The following is a 20481-nucleotide window of genomic DNA, read 5'->3' on the forward strand; positions in this document are numbered from 1 at the left end:
GATTGAAGCAAATAAATATCCCAAACTTTTAAATGTAATTCAACGATTTACATGCAAAAAAAAACGGCACCGCAGTGCCGTTTTTATCAACTCTTTAGCCCACCAGCATTAGCTGGCAAACTGGCCGAAATAATAAACACCGGCATAACCCAACGTGTATGCAAACAGCAAATAACCAGCCATCCGGAAATAAGTCAGGAAAGTCAGTTCTTTTACTTTACTCATAGCAATGATACCGGCTGCCGAACCAATCACCAGAATTGATCCACCAACACCGGTTGCATAAGTTAACATCAGCCATTCGTTTGGCGGCATTACCAAATCAGCTTTTAACAGAGCCGCAGTTAACGGTACGTTGTCGATTAATGCTGAAGTTAAGCCAATCAGGTAGTTTGCAACCACAGGTTCCAGATTCATATATAACTTCGTGATATGGGTCAGCACACCAATCTCTTTCATGATGCCGACTAACAACAATACACCGAGGAAGAACAACAAAGTTTCAAATTCCACTTCACGCACGTAGTTCAGAATGCTCTTACTGGTGGTTTTACGCAGCAGGAACTGATACGTCAGGAACATCACACCTAAACCAAACAGGAAAGTTAACACCGGCGGGATATCAAATAAGATATTCATTAACAAAGTACTGCCAATGGTAGCGACAAAAATACCGGCAATCACCGCATCAGCAAAGGCGATAGGTTTTCGTACTTTTTCAATTTTGAAATGTTCGTTCATACCGCGTGATAACAACAGCGCCAGTACCGACACTGCGAAAAATGCCGGGATCACCAACAATAACAGATTCGCGATCGTGACTTTACCTGCCAGGAAGAACATTAACGTGGTGACATCACCGGTAATTAACGACACACCACCGCTGTTGACGGCGAAAATAATTAATGTGGCGTACTTTACCCGCTTGGCCGCTTCCATCTTGATACCGGAAATGACGGCGATGGATACCAAAGTTGCCGTGACGTTATCGGCAAAAGACGAGAACACAAACGAAAAGCCGGCGATGATAAACATCAACTTTCGCTCGGAAAACTCGGCGGGCAATAACCTACCCACCAACTCAGAAATAAAACCTTTGCTGTTAAGATAAGCGACAAAAGTCATAGTTGACATCAAAAATAGCCACAAAGTCGCTATTTCTAATAGGTTATGGTTCAGCTGTTCACTGACATCGGCACTTGTAGCGCCGTTCATAGGAAAAATAAAGGCCAAGATCCAACACAGAGTACCGAAAAAAAGTGTCGTTTTTGCCTTGTTTACGTGGATAATATCCTCTATAACGATCAGCACAAATGCTAGGGCTACCAAGCCCAGTATTACCGTACTTAACATATAATTTCACCAGCTTAATTTTGAGTGGAAGTGCATTATTGGCGGGACGGTATTCTAGCACTGCCAACCACTTCGCACTACCTGCAACTGGTCATACTTTGGTCGATACCGATTAATTTTTTAACAAAAAGTTACGAGTTCATGCTATCAGCAAAAAAAATCATCAAATGCCTGGATGACCACTGGCCGGTTTTAGAAACACTGGTCGGTCGTAGTACGCTGGGCAGTTTCAGTTTTCAGGACGTACAAGCACTTATTCAACGCCATTCGCCTGGCTTCAGTAGTGAGCAGGTGTTCCGGGAAGCACAACGTTTGTTGCACCATGAAGTGTTGATCCCGCTGGCGAAATCCAGTCAGCTGGAACTGAACCGGGCGGTGCTGGAATTTATTCAATTCCTGACCCAGGAACATCAGCTTGGTACCGTTGGCGATATTCAAAGCCGGATTGAAGATTTAGACCGGCTACGCGGTAAGTTAAAAGCAGCTGCTGACACCAAAGACGTCAGCGAAATGCGCCGTTTTATCCGCTTAATGGATGAACGGGTGCGTGAAGTGGTGAAACATTTTCGCAAAAACGAAAGTGCCATTATGCATTTGGTGGAAAAGGCCAAAGCCGACGATACCAAGCTGAGTCTCGCCAAACGTTATAGCGCGGTGATGGAAGCCTTTGACGAATATATCGAACCGGTGTTGCAGATGATCGATATCAATGCGCCCTTTCAGCACAGCATGCAGGCACTGGAACATCAGCTGAGCGAGCTTATTCTGAATATCGAACAAACCGGCTTTTTACAAAGTGAAAAAGAGCCGTTGGTGCAGCTGCGTACCCGCTTGCTCGATATGAACCAGATTGGCCGTGAAGCACTGATCCGAAGCACTGATGTGCTAATGCCACTGCGCGAAGAACTGCGTAAAAACACCCTGATTTCGCGTAACGCCAGTGCGTTATTGGCGCATCTTCGTAAAAAAGGTCTGGAACCAACGCTCGAGCAGCTGGTGCCAAAATTTAGCTCCGATCATCAAAAATTCAGCCTGGGCTCGGCCAATCAGATCACCAGTTATATGGCGGAACTGGTTGATTTTCAGGACGAAGCTTATCAAATGCCAGAGCAGGTGGATCCGGGTGACAACGCCAATATCCGGGTACCGGATTTGGCTGAAGTGCTCAAATCAGCCCGTGTCCAAAAAGCCAATACCGACTTATCGAAATGGCTGGCCAAGAGCTACCCGCAATTGCCGGTCGACGAATTGTTATTTTTATATCAGGAGCTTAGCCGCGCCCCGACCCTAAAACTTCAGCACCTTGAGCAGTACTCAACGCTTGAAGTGAACGGCTATCGCCTGACGCTCCACCCTTTTGTGCCCACTGCAACTTCCGGAACTTAATGCATGCAGATTGAATTGGAACAATTAACCCAACTGGCTGAAATTCATAAGAAACTCAGCACCGGTTATCATGTCAGCGAGCAGGATTTTGCCCTCTGGCAAGAGCTCGATACCAACGAAGAAGCCTACAGCGCGCTGTTTACTGCGCTTGGCAATCAACTCAAACGCGACAGCCGTGGTTATTTTCATTTTGATGTGGATGACGCCACCGTCAATATGGGTAAAATTTCACGGTTATTTGCGCTGACCACTTATGCGTTGGTCGAGTTTTTCGCCGATCAAGGCCAGGATCCACTACGTGCGTTATTTGAAGTGGAAATCAGCCACGAGATCCTCGCTAGCATTTTGCAGCAGCAATACCATTTGTTTGAGCAATTGGAAGTGTTTTCCGCTACTGACTTAAAACGCGAGGTGATGAACCGGATGTTGCGTTACGGTTTTGCCAAAGCGCAGGGCGAGCATTTTAAATTGTTGTCGCCGGTGTATCGTTACCTCGATGCATTAATGGCCGTGGATCAACTTGCTGAATTCCCGGGTGAATCTTCAACATCATCATTTACCTCAAACCAGGAGCAAGCCGATGTCTGAGTTATACGGCTTAACCAAGCTGGCCCTTTTAAACACCGCCGGCTACGCCAAATGTGTCATTCCGCTGGATAACTCCGCCTCCATTTGTGCGCCCAACAATACCGGTAAAAGCTCGGTGATTAACGCGCTGCAGTTTCCGCTGATCAACGATTTACGGCTGACCGAATGGGATGGCCACGACCTGGACGAAACCCGTAAATTTTATTTTGGCACCGACCAAAGTTACATTCTGCTAGAAGCGAATCTACCAAACGGCCCGGTGGTGATTGGCGTGGCTGGCCTGGGTAAAATTGCCGGTTATCAGTACCAGTATTTTTGCTACAACGGCAAACTGAACCTTGATCATTACTTAGTTAATCACGGCCTGGTCAATAACAGCATTATCAAATACAACAAGCTGGATCATCATTTACGCCAACTCGGCTTTGATCCGCTGGAACTGAAACCTTCTGAGCTCAACTCAATGCTGACCGGCGGCGCTACGCCTTATGACAGCAAAATTAACCTGCGGATGATCCCGCTGACGAACGTCAGCGATGCGCCGGTCTACAAAGACATTTTCCGCCGTATTCTAAACCTGCACCGACTGACGGCGCAGGACGTCAAACGTTTGTTGCTGCCGGTATTTGCCCGGCATCTCAGCGACCCGAAAGTCGATTTTTATACCGTCTGGCACAATGCGTTTGAAAAAGTAAACCGCGATCGGCGTGAACTAAAAGCGCTGGAAAATCAACAACAAGCGGTGGAAGCCTTAGAAAATTTAATCGACAACCGCTCGGTACTCAAAGGTCGTTTGGCTGCGTACGCGCCAAAACTCGACCGCGCTTTAGTCGAATTTCAAAGTTACCTGGACGATCAACAAGCAGAACTGGCTGGTAATTTAGAAGAGCTGCACCGCGAAAAAAGTCAGCTCGAAGATAAACAACGTTTGTACGTTGGCCAAATCAAAGAATTGTCCGGACGTAAACTGGAACTACAACAGTGGTTTACTGAGCACGATACGCTGGCGCAGCGGTTTGGCCTGACCAATTTGGCGACTTTGCAGTCGAATCTGGCCAACATCCGCCAGAGTTATGAATCACTCAGCCACAGCCTGCAAGGTGCGGCCAACCTCAATCCGGTGACGCTGGCGCATCAACAGGCGCAGACGCAAAAACAGCTGAAAAGCTTAAAGTTGCAGCTGAAAAACCTCGAGTACAACCTTTATTCGCGCTTACGTGAAGATTTGTCGTTGCCGGAAGTGCAGCAGCTGATTAAAGCGCTGAACCCGGATTTATTGTCGTTATCAACAGCGACCGGCGGCGATGTGCACATTACCGATGACGACGCTTTTGGCGAACAGTTGTCAGCCCTTGCCGATTGTTTCCGCCAGGGCAAATTGCACCTCAAAGGCGCAGTGATTGACTTAGCGCATTTGTCTGCACCGGATATGACCGGCGTTGAAGGCAAAATTCAGTTAAAAGAGCAAATCGAAGCGCTGCAACTGACCCTGGCAACTTTAGAACAACAAGAAGAAGTGGCGCAGGACTTAGCGGGTAAAACCCGCGAAAAAGAGCGGTTATACGCCGATATGCTGCAAGCGGAAGAAGATTTAAAACGGTTTGCCCGTTATGAACAAATGCGGGAACTGCGTGATCAGCAACAAGAGCTGGTCGACGAGCTGGACCGGGAAGAAGAAATTCTGCACGAGCAGCTTTCAGAAGTGCAGCACAAAGCCAGCAGTTTGTCGGATCGGCGCAACCTGGTCACCAACAAACAAGATCAGCTAAAACGCCAACTTGAGCGCATCGAACACGAGAAAAAAGAACGGATTGATTTCCAGCTCGATTTCTACAGCGGCCGCGTGACGCCCTACCCGATTGAAATTACACTGGAATATGACAATCTGGCTGACGAGTTACGCTCCTACAATAAACATTGTCAGGAACTGAAACTGTTAGAAATCAACGTTAAAAATACCTATTTGTTTATTTTTAACGCTGGCATCAGCAAGTTTGAAGCTGAAACTGACGAAGACGCCAAGTATCAGAAGCTTATTCAGGCGTTCCACCACCTGGATAAAGAACGGGAAGCCATTGAACGCCGTGCCCGCGTTGCTTTAACCGAAGTCGCGTCTACGCTCAAAGGCCTGCGCTCGGATTTAGACCGGCTACATCGCGAGCTCAACAGCTTTAACCGCGGCATTTGGCGCCATCAGATTTCTAATCTGCAAGATTTTAAAATCGAAATTGTTGATCGCAAACTGCTGGTCGGCCATATCGATACCATCCTGACTACTTCTGACGCGTATCAGCAAGGTGACACCTTAGATTTATTAGCGCCTGGGGTCACCACCGACGAGCGCGAAATTAACGCCGCCAAAGATTATTTAATTCAGGCGGCCAGCGACAAAGCCGGTCTGACCTTATCCGATTTATTCGATATCCGGTTTAAAGTGGTCAATCGTGCCGGTGATGTCGAGTATTTTGATAAAATTGACTCCGCGGGTTCGAACGGTACCCGGATCACCATTAAGTTATTGTGCGGTATGTTATTTATCCGCCAGCTGCTGGCAGAGCGGGAACGCGGCAAATACCGGATCCCGATTTATATCGACGAAGCCGCCGACATCGACCCGCATAACCAGCAGGCGTTGATTGAAACGGCGCTGAATTTTGGTTTTGTGCCAATTTTCGCCTCGGTGAAACCGCAAACCAGCTGTCGTTATATCGTCCCTATCCGCACGGTAAAAAACGGCGCCCAGAACTGGGTTGATGAAAAAGACTGGATCATCTGTGAACAAATTAGTCAGCTGGATCAAATTCTGCAGGCTGAAGTGGCAGCGGTTGATGCCAAATCGACTGAAGCAGCAGCTGCTGAAGCCACAAACGACGAAACACCTGTTGTATAAGGTGTTAAATCGGGTTGGATGATTGCAGTACCGGAACTTTCAGGCTCATACTCGTTCTGAGTTGAGCCTGATTTTATATCTGCAGCCACAGCTGCCCCCTTTTCTGCAGTCACAGGGAGTGATTATTATTTTTTCTGCTTTATCAAAGCGCTGGTACGGGTTGTTATTGCTGCTTTTATCACTGGTAGCGTTATTGCCCGCAGCGGCCCATGCCGCCAATCGCATCGAACTTTCCGGTGTTACCGGCGAGCGTAAGCAAAATATCGAACTTTATTTGTTGTCGATTGCTGCCAGCGAAATTAATCCGTCGGCACGCTTTAAAAACCGGGTCAATCGCGATATCAAACTGGCGCTGCGTGGCCTTGGTTATTATCAGGTGGTGGTTGATTTTGAAGACCAGCACAAGGGCAAAGACTATATCTTACACGCCAAAATTACCGCCAATAAATATGTTTACATTGATATCAACGACATCCGCATTCTCGGTGGTGCCGCCAACGATACCCAATTTCTGCAACTGCTGAAAAACGCCGCGCCGAAAAAAGGCGAACGGCTGCATCACGGCAAATACGAAAACTATAAAAGCGAGCTGTTAAGCCTGGCCAACCGCAAAGGCTTTTTTGACGCCAAATTTGAACGCACTGAGCTCGTCGTCACCCCAGGTGATCGTCGTGGTACGGTGAAATTGTTTTTTAATAGTGGCGTGCGCTACAAATTTGGCGATATCACCTTTCACGGCAGCCAAATTAATAGTGCCCGCTTACGCTCGTTATTGACCTTTCGTAAAGGTGACCATTATTCCGCGCGCTTGCTGGGCGAGCTCAGTCAGGCGCTCAGCACTACGAACTGGTTTAGTAGCATTAACCTTGAAGCCGATGTCGAAAACCGCAAAGACGGGGTGTTGCCACTACGGGTGGAACTGGCGCCTTCAATGCGCAATATTGTTGAAGCCGGTATTGGTTATGCCAGTTACACCACCGATAAAGGCGCGCGCATTAAAGGCAAGTGGGACAAACCCTGGCTCAATGATCGCGGCCATAGTTTATCCAGCGAATTGGCGTTGTCGAACCCGGAGCAGAAGCTGGAAACCCGCTACAAAATGCCACTTCGTAATGTCAGCAATGATTATTATCAGTTTACCTTTCGCTACACCAAGCTGGACGATCTGGATACCGACAGTCAGGAAATTAACCTGGTCGCCGAGCGCAATTGGCTACTGAAAAGTGGCTGGAACCGCACGGCATCGGTCCGCGCTTTATACGAAAACTATGTGCAGGGCAGTCAGGATGATCAGTCGACGTTGCTGTTGCCGGGTTTAAGTTTCAGCCGCGGGACTAACAGTGGCGGTAATATGCCGGAAACAGCCGACTTCTACTCTTTGTCGATGGAAGTGGCCAACAAAGCGCTGGCGTCCGATACCGACTTTGTCCGGTTACGGGGCCGTGTTGGCTGGATTGGCAGCTGGTCTGTAGACCAACGCTGGTTGGTACGGCTGGATGGCGGGGTCATTCTGCAAGAGCAAGTATTGAATATTCCACCGTCTTTACGTTTTTTTGCCGGTGGCGATAATAGCTTACGGGGCTTTGCCTATCAGGAAGTGTCGCCAGTTGACGCGGATGATTTATTGATCGGCGGTACTCGTCTGGCGACAGCCAATCTGGAGTATCAATATCGGATCAAAGGCGACTGGTGGCTGGCACTGTTCACCGATCACGGCAGTGCCTGGAATGTCCGCCCGGATTGGCAACACAGCGTTGGCATTGGCGCGCGCTGGGCTTCACCGATTGGCCCGTTACGCATCGATTTGGCTTATCCGGTCAACAGCGATCAACACAGTGGCTTGCGGCTGCATTTTACTTTAGGGCCCGAATTATGAGTGTGCGCTGGTATTGGCTGAAAAGCACCCTGTTAACGCTGCTGATGTTGATTTTGGTGGTGCTGGCGATTGCCGGTACTAATTTAAGTTTGCAACTGGCTCGCTTGATATTGCCGCAATTTGTCAGCGGTTTGCATTTTGCAGCGGTCAGCGGCGATCTTTGGCGTGGCGCGGTGTTTGAACAGCTGGAGTACAAAAACGACACCGCTAAAATCAGCATTCAGCGGCTGGAAACCCGACTGGATTGGCGATGTTTCAGCGGCCGTATGTTGTGCTTGGATTATCTGACTTTAACCAGTACTAACTTGGAAATATTGGCAGCGGCTGAACCATCGACCGCCACTCCTGATGCAACTGATGTAGCCGCACAAACCAGCCCACTCTGGTCGCTGCGGGTGGATGCGCTGACCAGCAACGATTTCAGTTTTAACCTACCCTCACTGCAAGGCCAGATCACCAGTTTACAAAGTGGCGGACGTTTTGCCGACCAGCACCTGACGTTGGCCGCAACGCAGATTCAAGGGGTGCAGCTGGTCAGCAGCGCCGAAGCTCCGACCGACGACGCGCCATTTCGGCTGCCAGATTTAACCACGTTGAAATTGCCAATTGCTATCGACCTTAGCACGTTGCAGCTTGATGATGTCAGCCTGCAACAAACTGGCGCAGAGCCCGAACAGCCAGCATTGCAGCTTAAAACGCTGAAAATGTCAGCGATTTTGCAACAACAGCGTTGGCAATTACAGCTGAGCGAATTGATCGCCACCGCACCAGCAGTGAAAGCCAATGCCAAACTGGACTGGCAGCAAGATGCTACAGGTTCACTGAGCGGCGACTTTAGCGCAGAACTGCCAGAGTTGGTGCCAAACCAAAACTTCAACGGAACCCTCAGCGGTCCGCTAGACAAACTGCTGTTGCATTTACAGCTAGCAGGCCAGCAGCAAGCCAGCGTCAATGCGACGCTTAACCTCACCCAGCCACAATTGCCATTTAGCCTGCAGCTCAAAGCAGATGCCCTGCACTGGCCATTGGTCGAGGACGGCAGTGCCACTTATCACGCCAGCAGTGTGTTACTGGACGTAGAAGGCAGCTTGGATCACCAACAATTTAGCGGCGGCTTAAAAGCCACACTGCCAGATTTACCCAATAGCACCCTGCAATTACGCGGCGTTTATCAACCCCCGGCAAAACAATTATTGCTGGATGAACTGCAAATTCAGACCCTCAATGGCAGTGCGATCGTCAAAGGGCTTTATGATCTGCAGCAACAACAGCTCAACAGTCAATGGCAGCTAAAAACCATTCAACCCGGCCTGTATTGGACCGATTATGCCGGTGAATTTAGCGGCAGTTTTTATCTGGCAGTTGGTTTGCAGCCAGAGCTGGCGCTGGACATCGGTGGTTTAGATATCACCGGCAACATTCGCGACTTACCGTTGCAGCTAACAGGTGGCTTCAAGGCCAGCCAGCAGACCGACCATTGGCGGCTCAATACTGAACAACTGCTGTTAAGCCATGGCCCAAACCAACTGAGTGTCAGCGGCGGCCTGGAACAACAATGGCAGTTAGCGGTAAAGGTGAATATCAACGATCTCGCAGCTTCAGTATCCCAAAGTGAAGGTAAAATTGTGGGTGAAATTAATGTCAGTGGCCCGGCGGCGGAGCCGGATCTGGCCTTGCTCCTTACCGGTAGCAATTTGAATTATCAGGATGATTACGCACTCAGTAGCATTGAACTGAAAGCAAAAATTGTCGATTGGGGCAAAAAAGCCAGCAGTATGTCGCTCGTCGCCAAACAAGGTCAGGCGCCAGGCTTGCAATTGCAGCAACTGGATTGGCAGCTTAGTGGCAACCGGCTGCAGCATGACAGCCATCTGCTGCTCGATAGCCATCAACTGCACGCCGCGCTGGCGATGACCGGCCAACTAAAAGCCGACAGCTGGCAGGCGCAGTGGCAGGAATTACGATTAAAATCAGATTTAGGTGACTGGCAGCTCAATCAGCCAACCCAAAGTAGTTGGTCACTGGCCAAACAGCAGTTGTCGCTCAGCGCATTTTGCCTGGAAGACCAAGCCGCAGGGCTTTGTATGCAGCCGTTGCAAGACGTGTCACTGAAAAAAGGTCAGTTACAGCTGGCACTGAGTAACTTTGAACTGGCATCAGTCAATCCGCTGTTGGCCGACGAACAAAGCCTCAGCGGCGCCATCGATGGTGATATCAAGGTCAACTGGCAACAAGGCCAGTTACCCACGGCGCAGCTGCAATTACAAGGCGGTGCCGGTAAGATAGAATATCAAAGCACGTCTTTGCTGCAGATCCCCTGGCAGCAATTGCTGATTGAGGCGAGTCTGAATCCGCAGCAGCTGAGTGCCAAGCTGCAATTTAAGTTTGTCGATGACCAGGCCGCCAGCCTACAATTTGGCCTGACTGCGCTTGATACGCCGGATAAACAACTAGATGCCAGACTGCAGTTAAAACAATTTGATTTAGCCTTTTTACAGCCAATTTTCAGTGAATTCAGTCAGTTCAGTGCAGTACTAAACGGCGATGTCCGCGCCAGCGGTGCTCTTGCTAATCCATTATTGCAAGGCCAAATTCAGCTGGAAAACCTCAGCTTAAATGGCCGCCAGGCACCGATGGAAATTAGTGAATCGAGCTTAACGCTGGCCTTTGCTGATCGCAAAGCCTTGTTATCCGGCGCCCTGCGCACCCCGGACGGGCCGTTAAATATCAGCGGCGACGCCGACTGGCAGGTCGCGAACGGCTGGTTTGGCAGCGTGCAACTGTCCGGGCAAAAACTGAAATTGCATCTACCCAACGCCAGTTTTAGCTTCAGCCCCGATTTATTATTCAGCGCCGAGCAACAAGGTGGCCTTTTGAGTGGCGAAGTGTTACTGGAAAACGGCAACATGGAAGTCGATGCTTTGCCGGAAAACGCCATTCGGGTCTCGGACGATGAAGTGATCCGCACCGCCGCCATCATCGACAGCTCTGGGTTACCGCCGTGGAAACTGAGCTCCGACGTGCGGTTAACGCTCGGCGAAAACGTACGACTGGCCGCTTTTGGCCTTAAAACCAAATTAGAAGGTGTGCTACGTATTCGCCAACAAGGTTTGGTGCCAACCATTCATGGCCAAGTCGCGCTACGCGACGGTACTTTCCGCGCTTATGGCCAGGATCTGCAACTGCGCAAAGGCAAACTCACCTTTAACGGCCCCGCCGATCAACCACTGATGGCGATTGAAGCCATTCGCAACCCAGAAAAAACCGAAGATGGCGTGATTGCCGGTATTCAGGTCGACGGTCTCACCGATAATCCGGTGATTAAAGTGTTCTCCACCCCAGCCAAACCACAAGCCAACGCCCTGGCTTATTTACTGTTAGGCCGCGATTTAACCAGCAGCAGCTCTGATAAATCCGTCACCACTAGCCTCATCGGCATCGGCATCGCCAGCAGCGGCAAATTAGTCGGCCAGCTCGGCGAAGTGTTCGGCCTGCGCGAACTCAGCCTTGACACCGCCGGCAGCGGCGACAGCTCCAAAGTGATGGTCAGCGGTTATTTGTCACCCAAACTACAACTCAAATATGGCGTCGGTATTTTTAACCAGGTCGGCGAATTCACCCTGCGCTATCGGCTGGCGCGCAAGTTGTTTTTAGAAGCGGTGAGTGGTTTGAATGATTCGGTGGATTTGTTGTATCAGGTGGAGTTTGATTGAGGTTGGTATGCCGCCAACCGTTCATATAAAAGCATGTGCGTTGGCGCTTCGCTTATCCACCCTACCGTGAAAGTAACACTTTGTTTTAAATATAAAAACGTAGGTCGGATAAACGCGAAGCGTGCCATCCGACAGGTGTTCGGCTTGCATTGTCGTTACAGCGGTGGATGGCGCAGCACGTATCCCCTACATTTGGAATAACCGGCTTGAATAAGCCAGCGGCCCCTTAACTTCCCACAGCTAAAAGTCACTTCAACGGCTCTTTCTGCGGTCCACGTCGACGATTTGACAATGTTTCACGCAATGTAGCGGGCAACGCATCAAAAGTAGAGGACTGCTGCACATCTGTCGGCGTCCACTGCGGGTTGTCAGTATCGGGTAGCGGTTGATTGTTCATATTCAATTACCTCTCGGTTGTTCGCTTTGCGAAAACTGATGATGCGAATGCGAGTTAACCTTTAATCTCGTCAAACAGTAAATCCAGCTCACTTTGTCCGCTAATCGCACAACAATATCGTTCATTTCGCAATAGTGCCAGCGGCCGGGTGGCAGCATAAGCAGACCGTCTGCGGCATGGAGCCGCAGCCGAGCCTACAGGGACGTATTCACGGCGGGTCTGTGTTGCTGTGACCCGTGCCGCTGGTAACGGCTGACAACCAACGCATAGCAAAACACCAGCATCACAACGGCTTCAATAACAACAAATGTTGATACCGCCCCAATGACGCATAAGGTTCGGTGCGGTTGTACTTCAGTTCAACTTCCAGTAACTTATCAAACTCCGATTCCTGCTCGGAACGGTCACGCAGGTAATCGTGAAAACAGCGCACGCCGGTTTTACTGTGCAAGGTAAAGCCTTGCTGCTGGCACCAAGCCACCACGTCAAGCGGGTTCAGGGGTTGTTGCGGGCTTAAACTGACTTTCTTTTTGTAGGCTAAATCGCGCAGCACGTAGTTAAAATTGCCATACACAATATTGGAAAAACGCTTGGCGTCGACGTTATAGAACATCAGCGATAACGCGCCGCCTGGCGCCACCAGCTGGTATAAATCGGCAATAGCGGCCTTTGGATCGGCCAGCCATTCCAGCACCGCATGGCAAAGCACTACCGGATATTGTTGTTGCTCCGGCACGAGCTGCTGCAAACCCAGATTGGCGAAACTAACTTGTGCCGAAAGCCCTTGTTCGGCGGCCTGAGCTTGCGCCATTTGCAGCATTTCCAGCGACAAATCAGTCAGCCGCACCTGATGGCCACGCGCCGCCAGCCACAAAGCAAGTTGGCCTTGCCCTGCCCCTACATCCAGAATTTGCGTTGGCGTCGCTAATGGCGCAAATTCAGCAAGATCACGTTGCAGCACCAACTGGCGCAAGCGGCCTTTGGTGGTCTGATAAATATTCTGCTGGAATTTGGCGGCGATGCTGTCAAAATTGCGGTCAGTCTGCTTTTTAGTCATAGGTTTTAGTCATAAAGTTATGGAATTTCCTGTCAAACTGTTATTGACGCCGGTGATGATCATCTGGGCGTTGCTGCTATTTACCGTGCTACAGCAGTGGCGAGCGCAGCGACGGCTTCCACGCGCAGCAACTGTCACTTTCCTATTATTTTGGCTATTTTGCACCAAGCCTGTCGTAGACCAATTGGCCAAACCGCTGGAACTGGCCTACCCGGCTTTTGCTGCCGCTTCATCAACAACATCGGCAGCAACAACATCAGCCAAGCCAGCGCTGGCACATATTCTGGTACTCGGCTGCAATCATCAGGACAGCAGCTTTTTACCCCTGACCAGCAAAGCTGAACCTTGTACTTTGGCCAGGTTAAGCGAAGGCATCCGGCTTTGGCATCTGTATCCAGAAGCGGTGCTGCATGTCAGTGGTCATATCGCGGAACGCAGCCAATCCCATACCGAATTTGCCCGGCAATATGCCATTGCCATGGGCGTTGCACCAGCGAAAATTGTCAGTCACAGCGAGGCCAGTAATACAAAGGGCGAAGTGCAGTCTTTTATTGCCGCCATCGATCAACAGCCAGCGGTGGTAGTCACTTCAGCCATGCATATGCCGCGGACCTGCAATTGGTTTGCGCATTATGGCGGCCGGGTGATTGCGGCCCCCACTGACTTTTATGTGCGACGTCTGACCGGCGATATCGGCTGGCAAGGCTGGCTGCCATCGGCGCAAAGTCTACATGCGCTCAGTTATGTCTTTTACGAATATATGGGGCTGGTGCAACAATATATTCAGCGAATGACTGATCACAATACTGCACCAACAACGGCAGTCGGCTGCATGTCAGCGCGTTCATAAGAATCAAGCTCACGCCGGATTGGGTACATCAATAAAACAAACTTCAATCCCGGTTTGTGCCGCCAGCCACTGCCCCAGCGCCTGAATACCATACCGTTCAGTCGCATGATGACCGGCTGCGATAAAATGGATGCCCAGCTCGTCGGCACAGTGAATGGTTTGCTCGGACACTTCACCGCTGAAGAATAAATCAGCACCGGCATCGGCAGCAGCCTGAATATAACCCTGACCGCCACCACTGCACCAGGCCAGCGTTTTCACTTTGGCTGCCCCCGCAGCATGTAACAAGGGTTCCCGCCCCAGCAACTGCTTTAGTTGCGCGGCAATTTCCGCAGCATTCACTGGCGCCGCCACATCGCCCAACATCACCACGCCACGTGGCTCCACCGTCATAAGCGCCCGAATATTGCCTAAACCCAACAATTTACCCAGCTGCGCGTTATTGCCAAGAGTTGCATGCACATCCAGCGGCAAATGATAGGCCAGCAAGCTGATGTCATGACGCAGCAAGCTTTGCAGACGGCGTTTTTTCATGCAGGTAATTTCGCTGGCTTCGCCTTTCCAGAAATAACCGTGATGCACCAGAATCGCATCGGCATTCACGGCAATGGCCGCGTCCAGTAATTTTTGGCAGGCAGTCACGCCCGTCACCACTTTTTTGATTTGGGTTTTACCTTCAACCTGCAAACCATTTGGGCAATAATCTTTGATGGTCGCGCTGGCTAGTTCGGTATTCAGTAATTGCACCAGGGCGCTGAGGCTGATCTGTGCTTGGGTCATGTGGACTCCTTCGATACTGGATTGGCGATCTGCTGTCGCAGTGCCGCCAGTTTGGTTTTGGCTTCAATCCACTGCCCCATAAAACGGGTGCTGCGGTGATGATGAAATCTGAGCATGGCACCATAAAAATGCTGCGCCCGATGTGTATCCAGCTGCAAGCGCACGGTTTCCAGTTGCTGCCAGATCGCGGGTTCGAGCACTGAACGGGCAAAATTTTGCTGCAAAATCTGATAACCAAGCTGTTGCTTGGTAAGCCAAAGCTGCTCGTCCTGATACAACTGCACCGCCGCTGCTGCAATATCTTCCGGCTGTTCGGCCAATAGCCCGGCCCATTGATCAGAGCTGGCAGTAGCCAACGCAGAGCCTGCGGCCGTCAGCACGTAGCCAGAAGCGGTCTCGTCAGCACGCGCCTCTACCGCACACATCCCCTCAGCGCCAATAGCGGTGGTCACACTGGGCGTGCCGGTTTGCATCGCGTCGATGAATTTGCCTTTCAGGCCAGCACCAAACTGCAAAGGCGCCAGACAAACCCTGGCTTGTTGTAACACCTGATGGGCGTTTTCAGCCCAGCCTTTCATCAAAAAACCTTGTTTCGGTGCGTGGAGTGCCGTGGCTTTGGGTGGTGGATAAGCGCCGTAAATATGCAACTCGACACCAGGTAACTGAGCCCGAATGAGCGGCCAAATCTGTTGTTTTAACCACAACACACTTTGCCAGTTCGGTTCATGCCGGAAATTACCGATGCTGATAAAATGCCGGCGCTCGCTAAAGTCAGCACCAGGCGCCAGCAATGGCTCGTCGAGTAAAAACGGACAATACAACAGTTGGCTGACAGGTACCTGAAATTGCTCGGTTAACAACGCCATTTCAGCGCGCGAGATGGTAAAGGTTAAATCACAGCGCAAAATAGCCGCGATTTCACGCTGTGCCATTTCACTGAATAAATCAGCTTGCTGTAACGAACGTTTCGCCGCATAGGCTTGCTGGCGTGCCTGACGCAGGCAATGTAAATCTTCACTGTCGAGTAACCGCAGCGCGTGCGGACACGCGGCTTCGACCCGCCAGCCAAATTGCTCTTCCAGCATAAAACGGTCAAACAGCACCACATCCGGCTGCATTTCGCCAAGCCACTGATCAAAAGCATCATCGTTTAGAGGAATTTTTTTTTCTTCAATCTGCCATTGCGCTAATTCAAAACGATGCGGGCCCTGCTCGGCTGGACTGGCAAAAATAATCCGCCAACCTTGTTGCCGATACAGCTGCAACAAACTCAGCATCCGTCGTCCGGCTGCGGAAGAATCTGGCTCCGGCCAGACGTAACCCAGTACTACTAATAACATATGTTGAGTACCCTACTCAATGGCCAGTTCCGGCGCATTCTACCTTGGCTTTTGCCGCACGCCAAACAGACCTTGGCAGCCAGACTGCCAACAGTGGTATGATGAGTTTCATCCAGCGCCTATGAGCCCACCATGAGTTCCAAAGAAAAAAACTATCACGCCACCGAAGAACAGCTGCATTGTCTCAGTCACGCCGCAGCTGCAGTACTGAGCTTAGTCGGTTGTGGTTTATTGGTCGCCAAAAGCTGGCATCTTGGTGGACAAGCGCTGTTTGCCAGTCTGGCCTTTGGTCTGAGTTTATTTTTATTGTACCTGTCATCAAGCTGTTATCACGGCAGTCAGCACCCTGAACGAAAAGCGCTCTGGCGAAAACTGGATCACGCAGCCATCTACGTGCTGATTGCCGGCAGTTATACGCCATTTACGCTGATTAGCATGCGCGACAGCTGGGGTTTCTGGCTGGTTGCCGTGGTTTGGAGCGTGGCCATCATCGGTGTGTTGCTGGAATTTGTCGCCCATCTTAAATTTCAAAAACTCAGTCTGGTGCTGTATCTGGTGATGGGCTGGCTGGCGTTAGTGGCCGCGAATCCGCTGATGCAAACGGTGCCGGCCGAAGGCTTGTGGTGGTTACTGGCCGGCGGTTTGTGTTATTCATTTGGGGTGATTTTTTATCTCTGGCATTCGTTGTTTTTGCATCATGTCATTTGGCATCTGTGGGTGGTCGCCGGCAGTGTTTGTCACTTTGTGTCGATTTACTTTTACGTGCTATGACCTGCGATGACCGGCTTGGCCGCTTTAAAAAACCAATTCAGGTCAAACTCTGTAGTCTGGGCAACGTCACCCAAAAGCAGCTGCCCTGCTGTTCCTGGCTGACAAATCCAATCTGCCCTTGATGGCTTTCAATAATCTTTTTACAAATGGTCAGGCCAAGACCGGTGCCTTCCTGAGTACGGCTATCGGACGCGTCGGCCTGACTAAATTTATCAAACACCCGCGTATGAAAGGATTCCGGAATACCGACGCCCTGATCGGTGATTGCGACTTTAACCTGCAGCTCATCGCCGCAAAGTTCAACCAACACCGCGCCGCCCTGATGCGAGAATTTAATAGCGTTGGACAATAAATTATCCACCACCTGCCGAATGCGCAATGCATCGACATTCACCGTCAGTGGCGTTGCTAAATCGGCTTGTAACGTCACACTGACCTGGTATTTATGGGCATAAGCATTGCTGGCGCTGATCGCCTGCTGCACTAAATCGACCAAATCCACCGGCTTTAATTGCAGCACAAACTTACCGGCTTCAAATTTCTGCACATCCAATAAATCGTTGATGATGCTTGATAACCTTTCGCAATTATTGACTGCCGTTTGAATTAACAACTGATAGGGATCCGATCCCGGCTCCACCACCCGCTGAGCTATCAAGCCAACAGCACCCCGAATAGAGGTGAGCGGCGTGCGCAGTTCATGCGATACCACCGAAATAAACTCATCTTTGAGCTTGTCGAGCCGTTTTAGCTCACGGTTGGCTTTGGCCACTTCCTGCAGACTTTTTTCTAATTGTTTACTACGCAGCGACAGCGTTAACGAACTTTCCTCCAGCGCGCTGGTGCGCTCAGCGACTTTGGTTTCGAGGATCAACTGTGCTTTTGAACGCTCCTGCACCGAGTTCTGCAATAACCGATTGATTTGCCGCACATGCCGCAAGCGGTATTGATGTCCGGCTAAAATCAGCAGCAAGGTTACAATACCCACCAACACCTGGACGGTGCGGTATTGCCACCAGGACGGCAGCACCTGCAGCTGAATTTCAACGGTTTTATCGCTAAACAAACCGTGATTGTTAGAGCCTTTCACTTCCAGCACATAGTCGCCAGCCGGTAAATTTGAATAATAGGCGGCGCGTTTATCGGATTGCAAAATCCAGTCACTGTCAAAACCACGCAGCCGGTATAAAAACTGATTGCGGCTGACATCATGATAATCAAGGCTGGCAAATTTAAACTCGACACTGCTATCGGTTGGTTTCAGCACAATACTCGGCCATTCATTGCTATGGGCCAGCATCGGTAGCGGTTGATGATTAATCAAGATTTCGGGTACTGCTACCGTCGGCGGCAATTCGTTGACCCATAATAGTTCAGGTTCAACAATGGCAAGACCGGCAATAGTGCCAATGTAAATGCTGCCACTCTGATCATTAAAAATGGCTTTAAACACCAACTCGGTTGCCACCAGCCCATCCTGCCGGGTGAAGGTGATAAAACGCGAGCTACCGGCCGGTTTTAGCGTCAGACCTTTAGCCGACAACAACCAGACGTTACTGTCAGCGTCGGTATGCGCACCGACGATATTGTGGGTTAACAATCCGGAGCGCCCATCCCAGAGCTGCTGGGTTAAGGTTTGCGGTTGATACACCACCAAACCTTGTTCAGTACAAATCAGAATACTGTCGGCAGGACCTTTTTCGACACATTGCACATCCTGGCTTGGCAGTACCAGCCCGGACGCCTGATCCGCACTGAGATGACGAATGGCGCCGGAGCTGATGGTGAGCTGAAACAGGCCGGAATAGCGGGTGCCGACCCACAAAAAATCGCCTTGCTGATACAGTGCCTGCACGGCATCCCCAACTTTTTGCTGTATCATCTCGCGCAATAATAACTGGCTCTGCTGCGTTGCCGGATCCCAATACAACACGCCTTCGCCCCATAAACCCAGCCAGAACTGCCCCTGTTCGTTAATGACCAGATCACGAACGTTGTCATTTCTGGCTTTGGCCAAGGTAAAAGGCTGATCGATCCGCTGCAGCGCATCAGACGGCGGGTCATAGCGGAACAAGCCGACATCGGTGGCCGCAAACACCTGACCTTGCGGATCACGACGGATGGTATTTACCCGCCCTGAAGTCTGATAACGCTGCATTGTTTCTAATTTACGATCAATTCGGTACAAATATTCTGCGCTACCGAGCCACAACACATCGCCCTCGCTGAATACTGCCGTCACCGTAAAACCGAGATCACCGGCCGGCTCTCCTGGCAACAACGATGTTAACGATGAGAAAGCCGAAGCACTGTGTCTGGCATAAAACAAACCATTTTCGCGGGATCCCAGCCATAACACGCCGGTGCGGTCAATGAACATCGAACGCACATTAACCGTGGGTAACAATGAATCTTGTTTGCGGAACTTCAAAAACTTTCGTTGCTGCGGATTATAACGAAACAGACCGTTATAGGTGCCGAGTAATAAATTGCCATCGGAATCAAACAGCAAGTGATTGATAATAGGCGTGGTCATCGACTCCGCTACCGGCACCGGGGTTATGTTGCCGGTTGTCGCATCGAGGCTGAATAAACCCAATCGGGTGCCAATCCACAAGGTATTTTGGCTGGTGGTCAAAGCGCGGATTTCGTTGTCGCGACTGCCGGTCGCCGCATTGGGGTAAGGCAATGCCACTGGGCACAAACCAGTTTGCTCGTGCCAGCAATGTAAACCTTCGGCCGTCCCAATCCAGACAGTCCCGTCCGCGGTTTGCTGCAGACTCCAGATCCGTTGATGCTTGAGCGGTTGCGCTGAATTGGCCGCACCAATGCGGCTCATTTTGCCATCCGGGCTAAGCCGGTTCAGTCCGCCGGTGGTACCAATCCACAAATAACCAGCCCGGTCCTGAAATAACGCCTGCACCTGCATGCCAGCGATGCCCTGATCCGAGTTTTTATCGACGACATAACGACTGAGCTGGCCGGTCAGCGCATCAATCCGGCTCAAACCATAGCCCCAGGTACCCGCCCAGATGTTATTTTCACGATCGATCAGCAACACGCCAACGTCCTGATGGCCAAGGTGTTGCATTTCACTGGCGGTCAGCAGCGGAAATTCGGAAAAATTATAACCGTCGTATCTTAATAAACCGGAGTTGGTGGAGGTCAGCCAGATATAACCATGTTGATCCTGGGCCACGCTGTAAATCGTGGCATTGGGTAAGCCGTCATCAACACCAATCCGTTTAAAGTCGGTGTAGCCGAATGTCACTGAAGAGTAAAAAGTCAGTGTGATCAGCAAACAAAACAATTTATGGATCCAATTCAGACCCGGCAAATGAGAATTCAGCATGACCTCCGCATGTCTTTCCTGAACCGGCAAGTCAGCACCAACATGCCGCAGCACAACCGAACTTTGAGCCAACCCGAAGAACTTTGGGACAACCCGATTCACCTTAGCACAGCAAAGCCCGCTTTACA

The 20481-nt window shown here is 50.5% G+C and carries 12 protein-coding genes; 7 read left to right on the forward strand and 5 right to left on the reverse strand.

Annotation, left to right across the window (positions count from 1 at the left end; translation table 11 throughout):
• Positions 1 to 108: 108 nt before the first annotated feature.
• Positions 109 to 1353, reverse strand: coding sequence for a sodium:proton antiporter NhaD (gene nhaD / locus EOE67_RS02610; RefSeq protein ID WP_127697507.1), 1245 nt, complete (start codon positions 1351 to 1353; stop codon positions 109 to 111).
• Between the two features lie 141 nt (positions 1354 to 1494).
• On the opposite strand from nhaD, the gene EOE67_RS02615 reads away from it, so the two are divergent.
• The 5 genes from EOE67_RS02615 (at position 1495) to tamB (ending at position 11806) form a co-directional block, all read left to right on the forward strand.
• Complete coding sequence (locus EOE67_RS02615) at positions 1495 to 2739, forward strand: hypothetical protein (RefSeq protein WP_127697508.1); 1245 nt, start codon at positions 1495 to 1497, stop codon at positions 2737 to 2739.
• 3 nt (positions 2740 to 2742) lie between these two features.
• Positions 2743 to 3327 (forward strand): condensin complex protein MksE, encoded by a 585-nt coding sequence (locus EOE67_RS02620; RefSeq protein WP_240652687.1) that lies wholly within the window; start codon positions 2743 to 2745, stop codon positions 3325 to 3327.
• Positions 3320 to 6217: a coiled-coil domain-containing protein gene (locus EOE67_RS02625; RefSeq protein ID WP_240652688.1), complete on the forward strand. Its 2898-nt coding sequence runs from the start codon at positions 3320 to 3322 to the stop codon at positions 6215 to 6217. Before EOE67_RS02620 ends, EOE67_RS02625 begins: the two co-directional genes overlap by 8 nt.
• Positions 6218 to 6383: 166 nt before the next feature.
• Entirely contained in the window at positions 6384 to 8093 is a 1710-nt protein-coding gene (tamA, locus tag EOE67_RS02630) for an autotransporter assembly complex protein TamA (protein WP_240652689.1), read from the forward strand.
• Positions 8090 to 11806 (forward strand): autotransporter assembly complex protein TamB, encoded by a 3717-nt coding sequence (gene tamB, locus EOE67_RS02635; protein ID WP_127697509.1) that lies wholly within the window; start codon positions 8090 to 8092, stop codon positions 11804 to 11806. Before tamA ends, tamB begins: the two co-directional genes overlap by 4 nt.
• Positions 11807 to 12486: 680 nt before the next feature.
• Here tamB and EOE67_RS02640 read toward each other — a convergent pair.
• Positions 12487 to 13260: a methyltransferase domain-containing protein gene (locus EOE67_RS02640; RefSeq protein ID WP_127697510.1), complete on the reverse strand. Its 774-nt coding sequence runs from the start codon at positions 13258 to 13260 to the stop codon at positions 12487 to 12489.
• Positions 13261 to 13279: 19 nt separating this feature from the next.
• Between EOE67_RS02640 and EOE67_RS02645 the strand changes: the two genes are divergently transcribed.
• A complete protein-coding gene (locus EOE67_RS02645; RefSeq protein WP_164852197.1) occupies positions 13280 to 14110 on the forward strand; it encodes a YdcF family protein in 831 nt (276 codons plus the stop codon).
• A gap of 9 nt (positions 14111 to 14119) precedes the next feature.
• Here the strand turns inward: EOE67_RS02645 and EOE67_RS02650 are convergent, their stop codons facing one another.
• Positions 14120 to 14890 carry a Nif3-like dinuclear metal center hexameric protein gene (locus EOE67_RS02650; RefSeq protein ID WP_127697512.1) on the reverse strand — a complete coding sequence of 257 codons (771 nt, stop codon included), beginning with the start codon at positions 14888 to 14890 and terminating at the stop codon, positions 14120 to 14122.
• Positions 14887 to 16230 carry a glycosyltransferase gene (locus EOE67_RS02655; protein ID WP_206099412.1) on the reverse strand — a complete coding sequence of 448 codons (1344 nt, stop codon included), beginning with the start codon at positions 16228 to 16230 and terminating at the stop codon, positions 14887 to 14889. Before EOE67_RS02655 ends, EOE67_RS02650 begins: the two co-directional genes overlap by 4 nt.
• Positions 16231 to 16362: 132 nt before the next feature.
• On the opposite strand from EOE67_RS02655, the gene trhA reads away from it, so the two are divergent.
• The gene (trhA, locus tag EOE67_RS02660; protein ID WP_127697513.1) at positions 16363 to 17001 is read left to right on the forward strand and encodes a PAQR family membrane homeostasis protein TrhA; all 639 of its coding nucleotides are present in this window, start codon (positions 16363 to 16365) and stop codon (positions 16999 to 17001) included.
• Positions 17002 to 17038: 37 nt separating this feature from the next.
• Here trhA and EOE67_RS02665 read toward each other — a convergent pair whose 3' ends face one another.
• Positions 17039 to 20353 (reverse strand): sensor histidine kinase, encoded by a 3315-nt coding sequence (locus EOE67_RS02665; protein ID WP_127697514.1) that lies wholly within the window; start codon positions 20351 to 20353, stop codon positions 17039 to 17041.
• Between the last annotated feature and the right edge of the window lie 128 nt (positions 20354 to 20481).

Origin of the sequence: Rheinheimera riviphila (assembly GCF_004005945.1) — a bacterium.
GTDB lineage: Bacteria > Pseudomonadota > Gammaproteobacteria > Enterobacterales > Alteromonadaceae > Pararheinheimera > Pararheinheimera riviphila.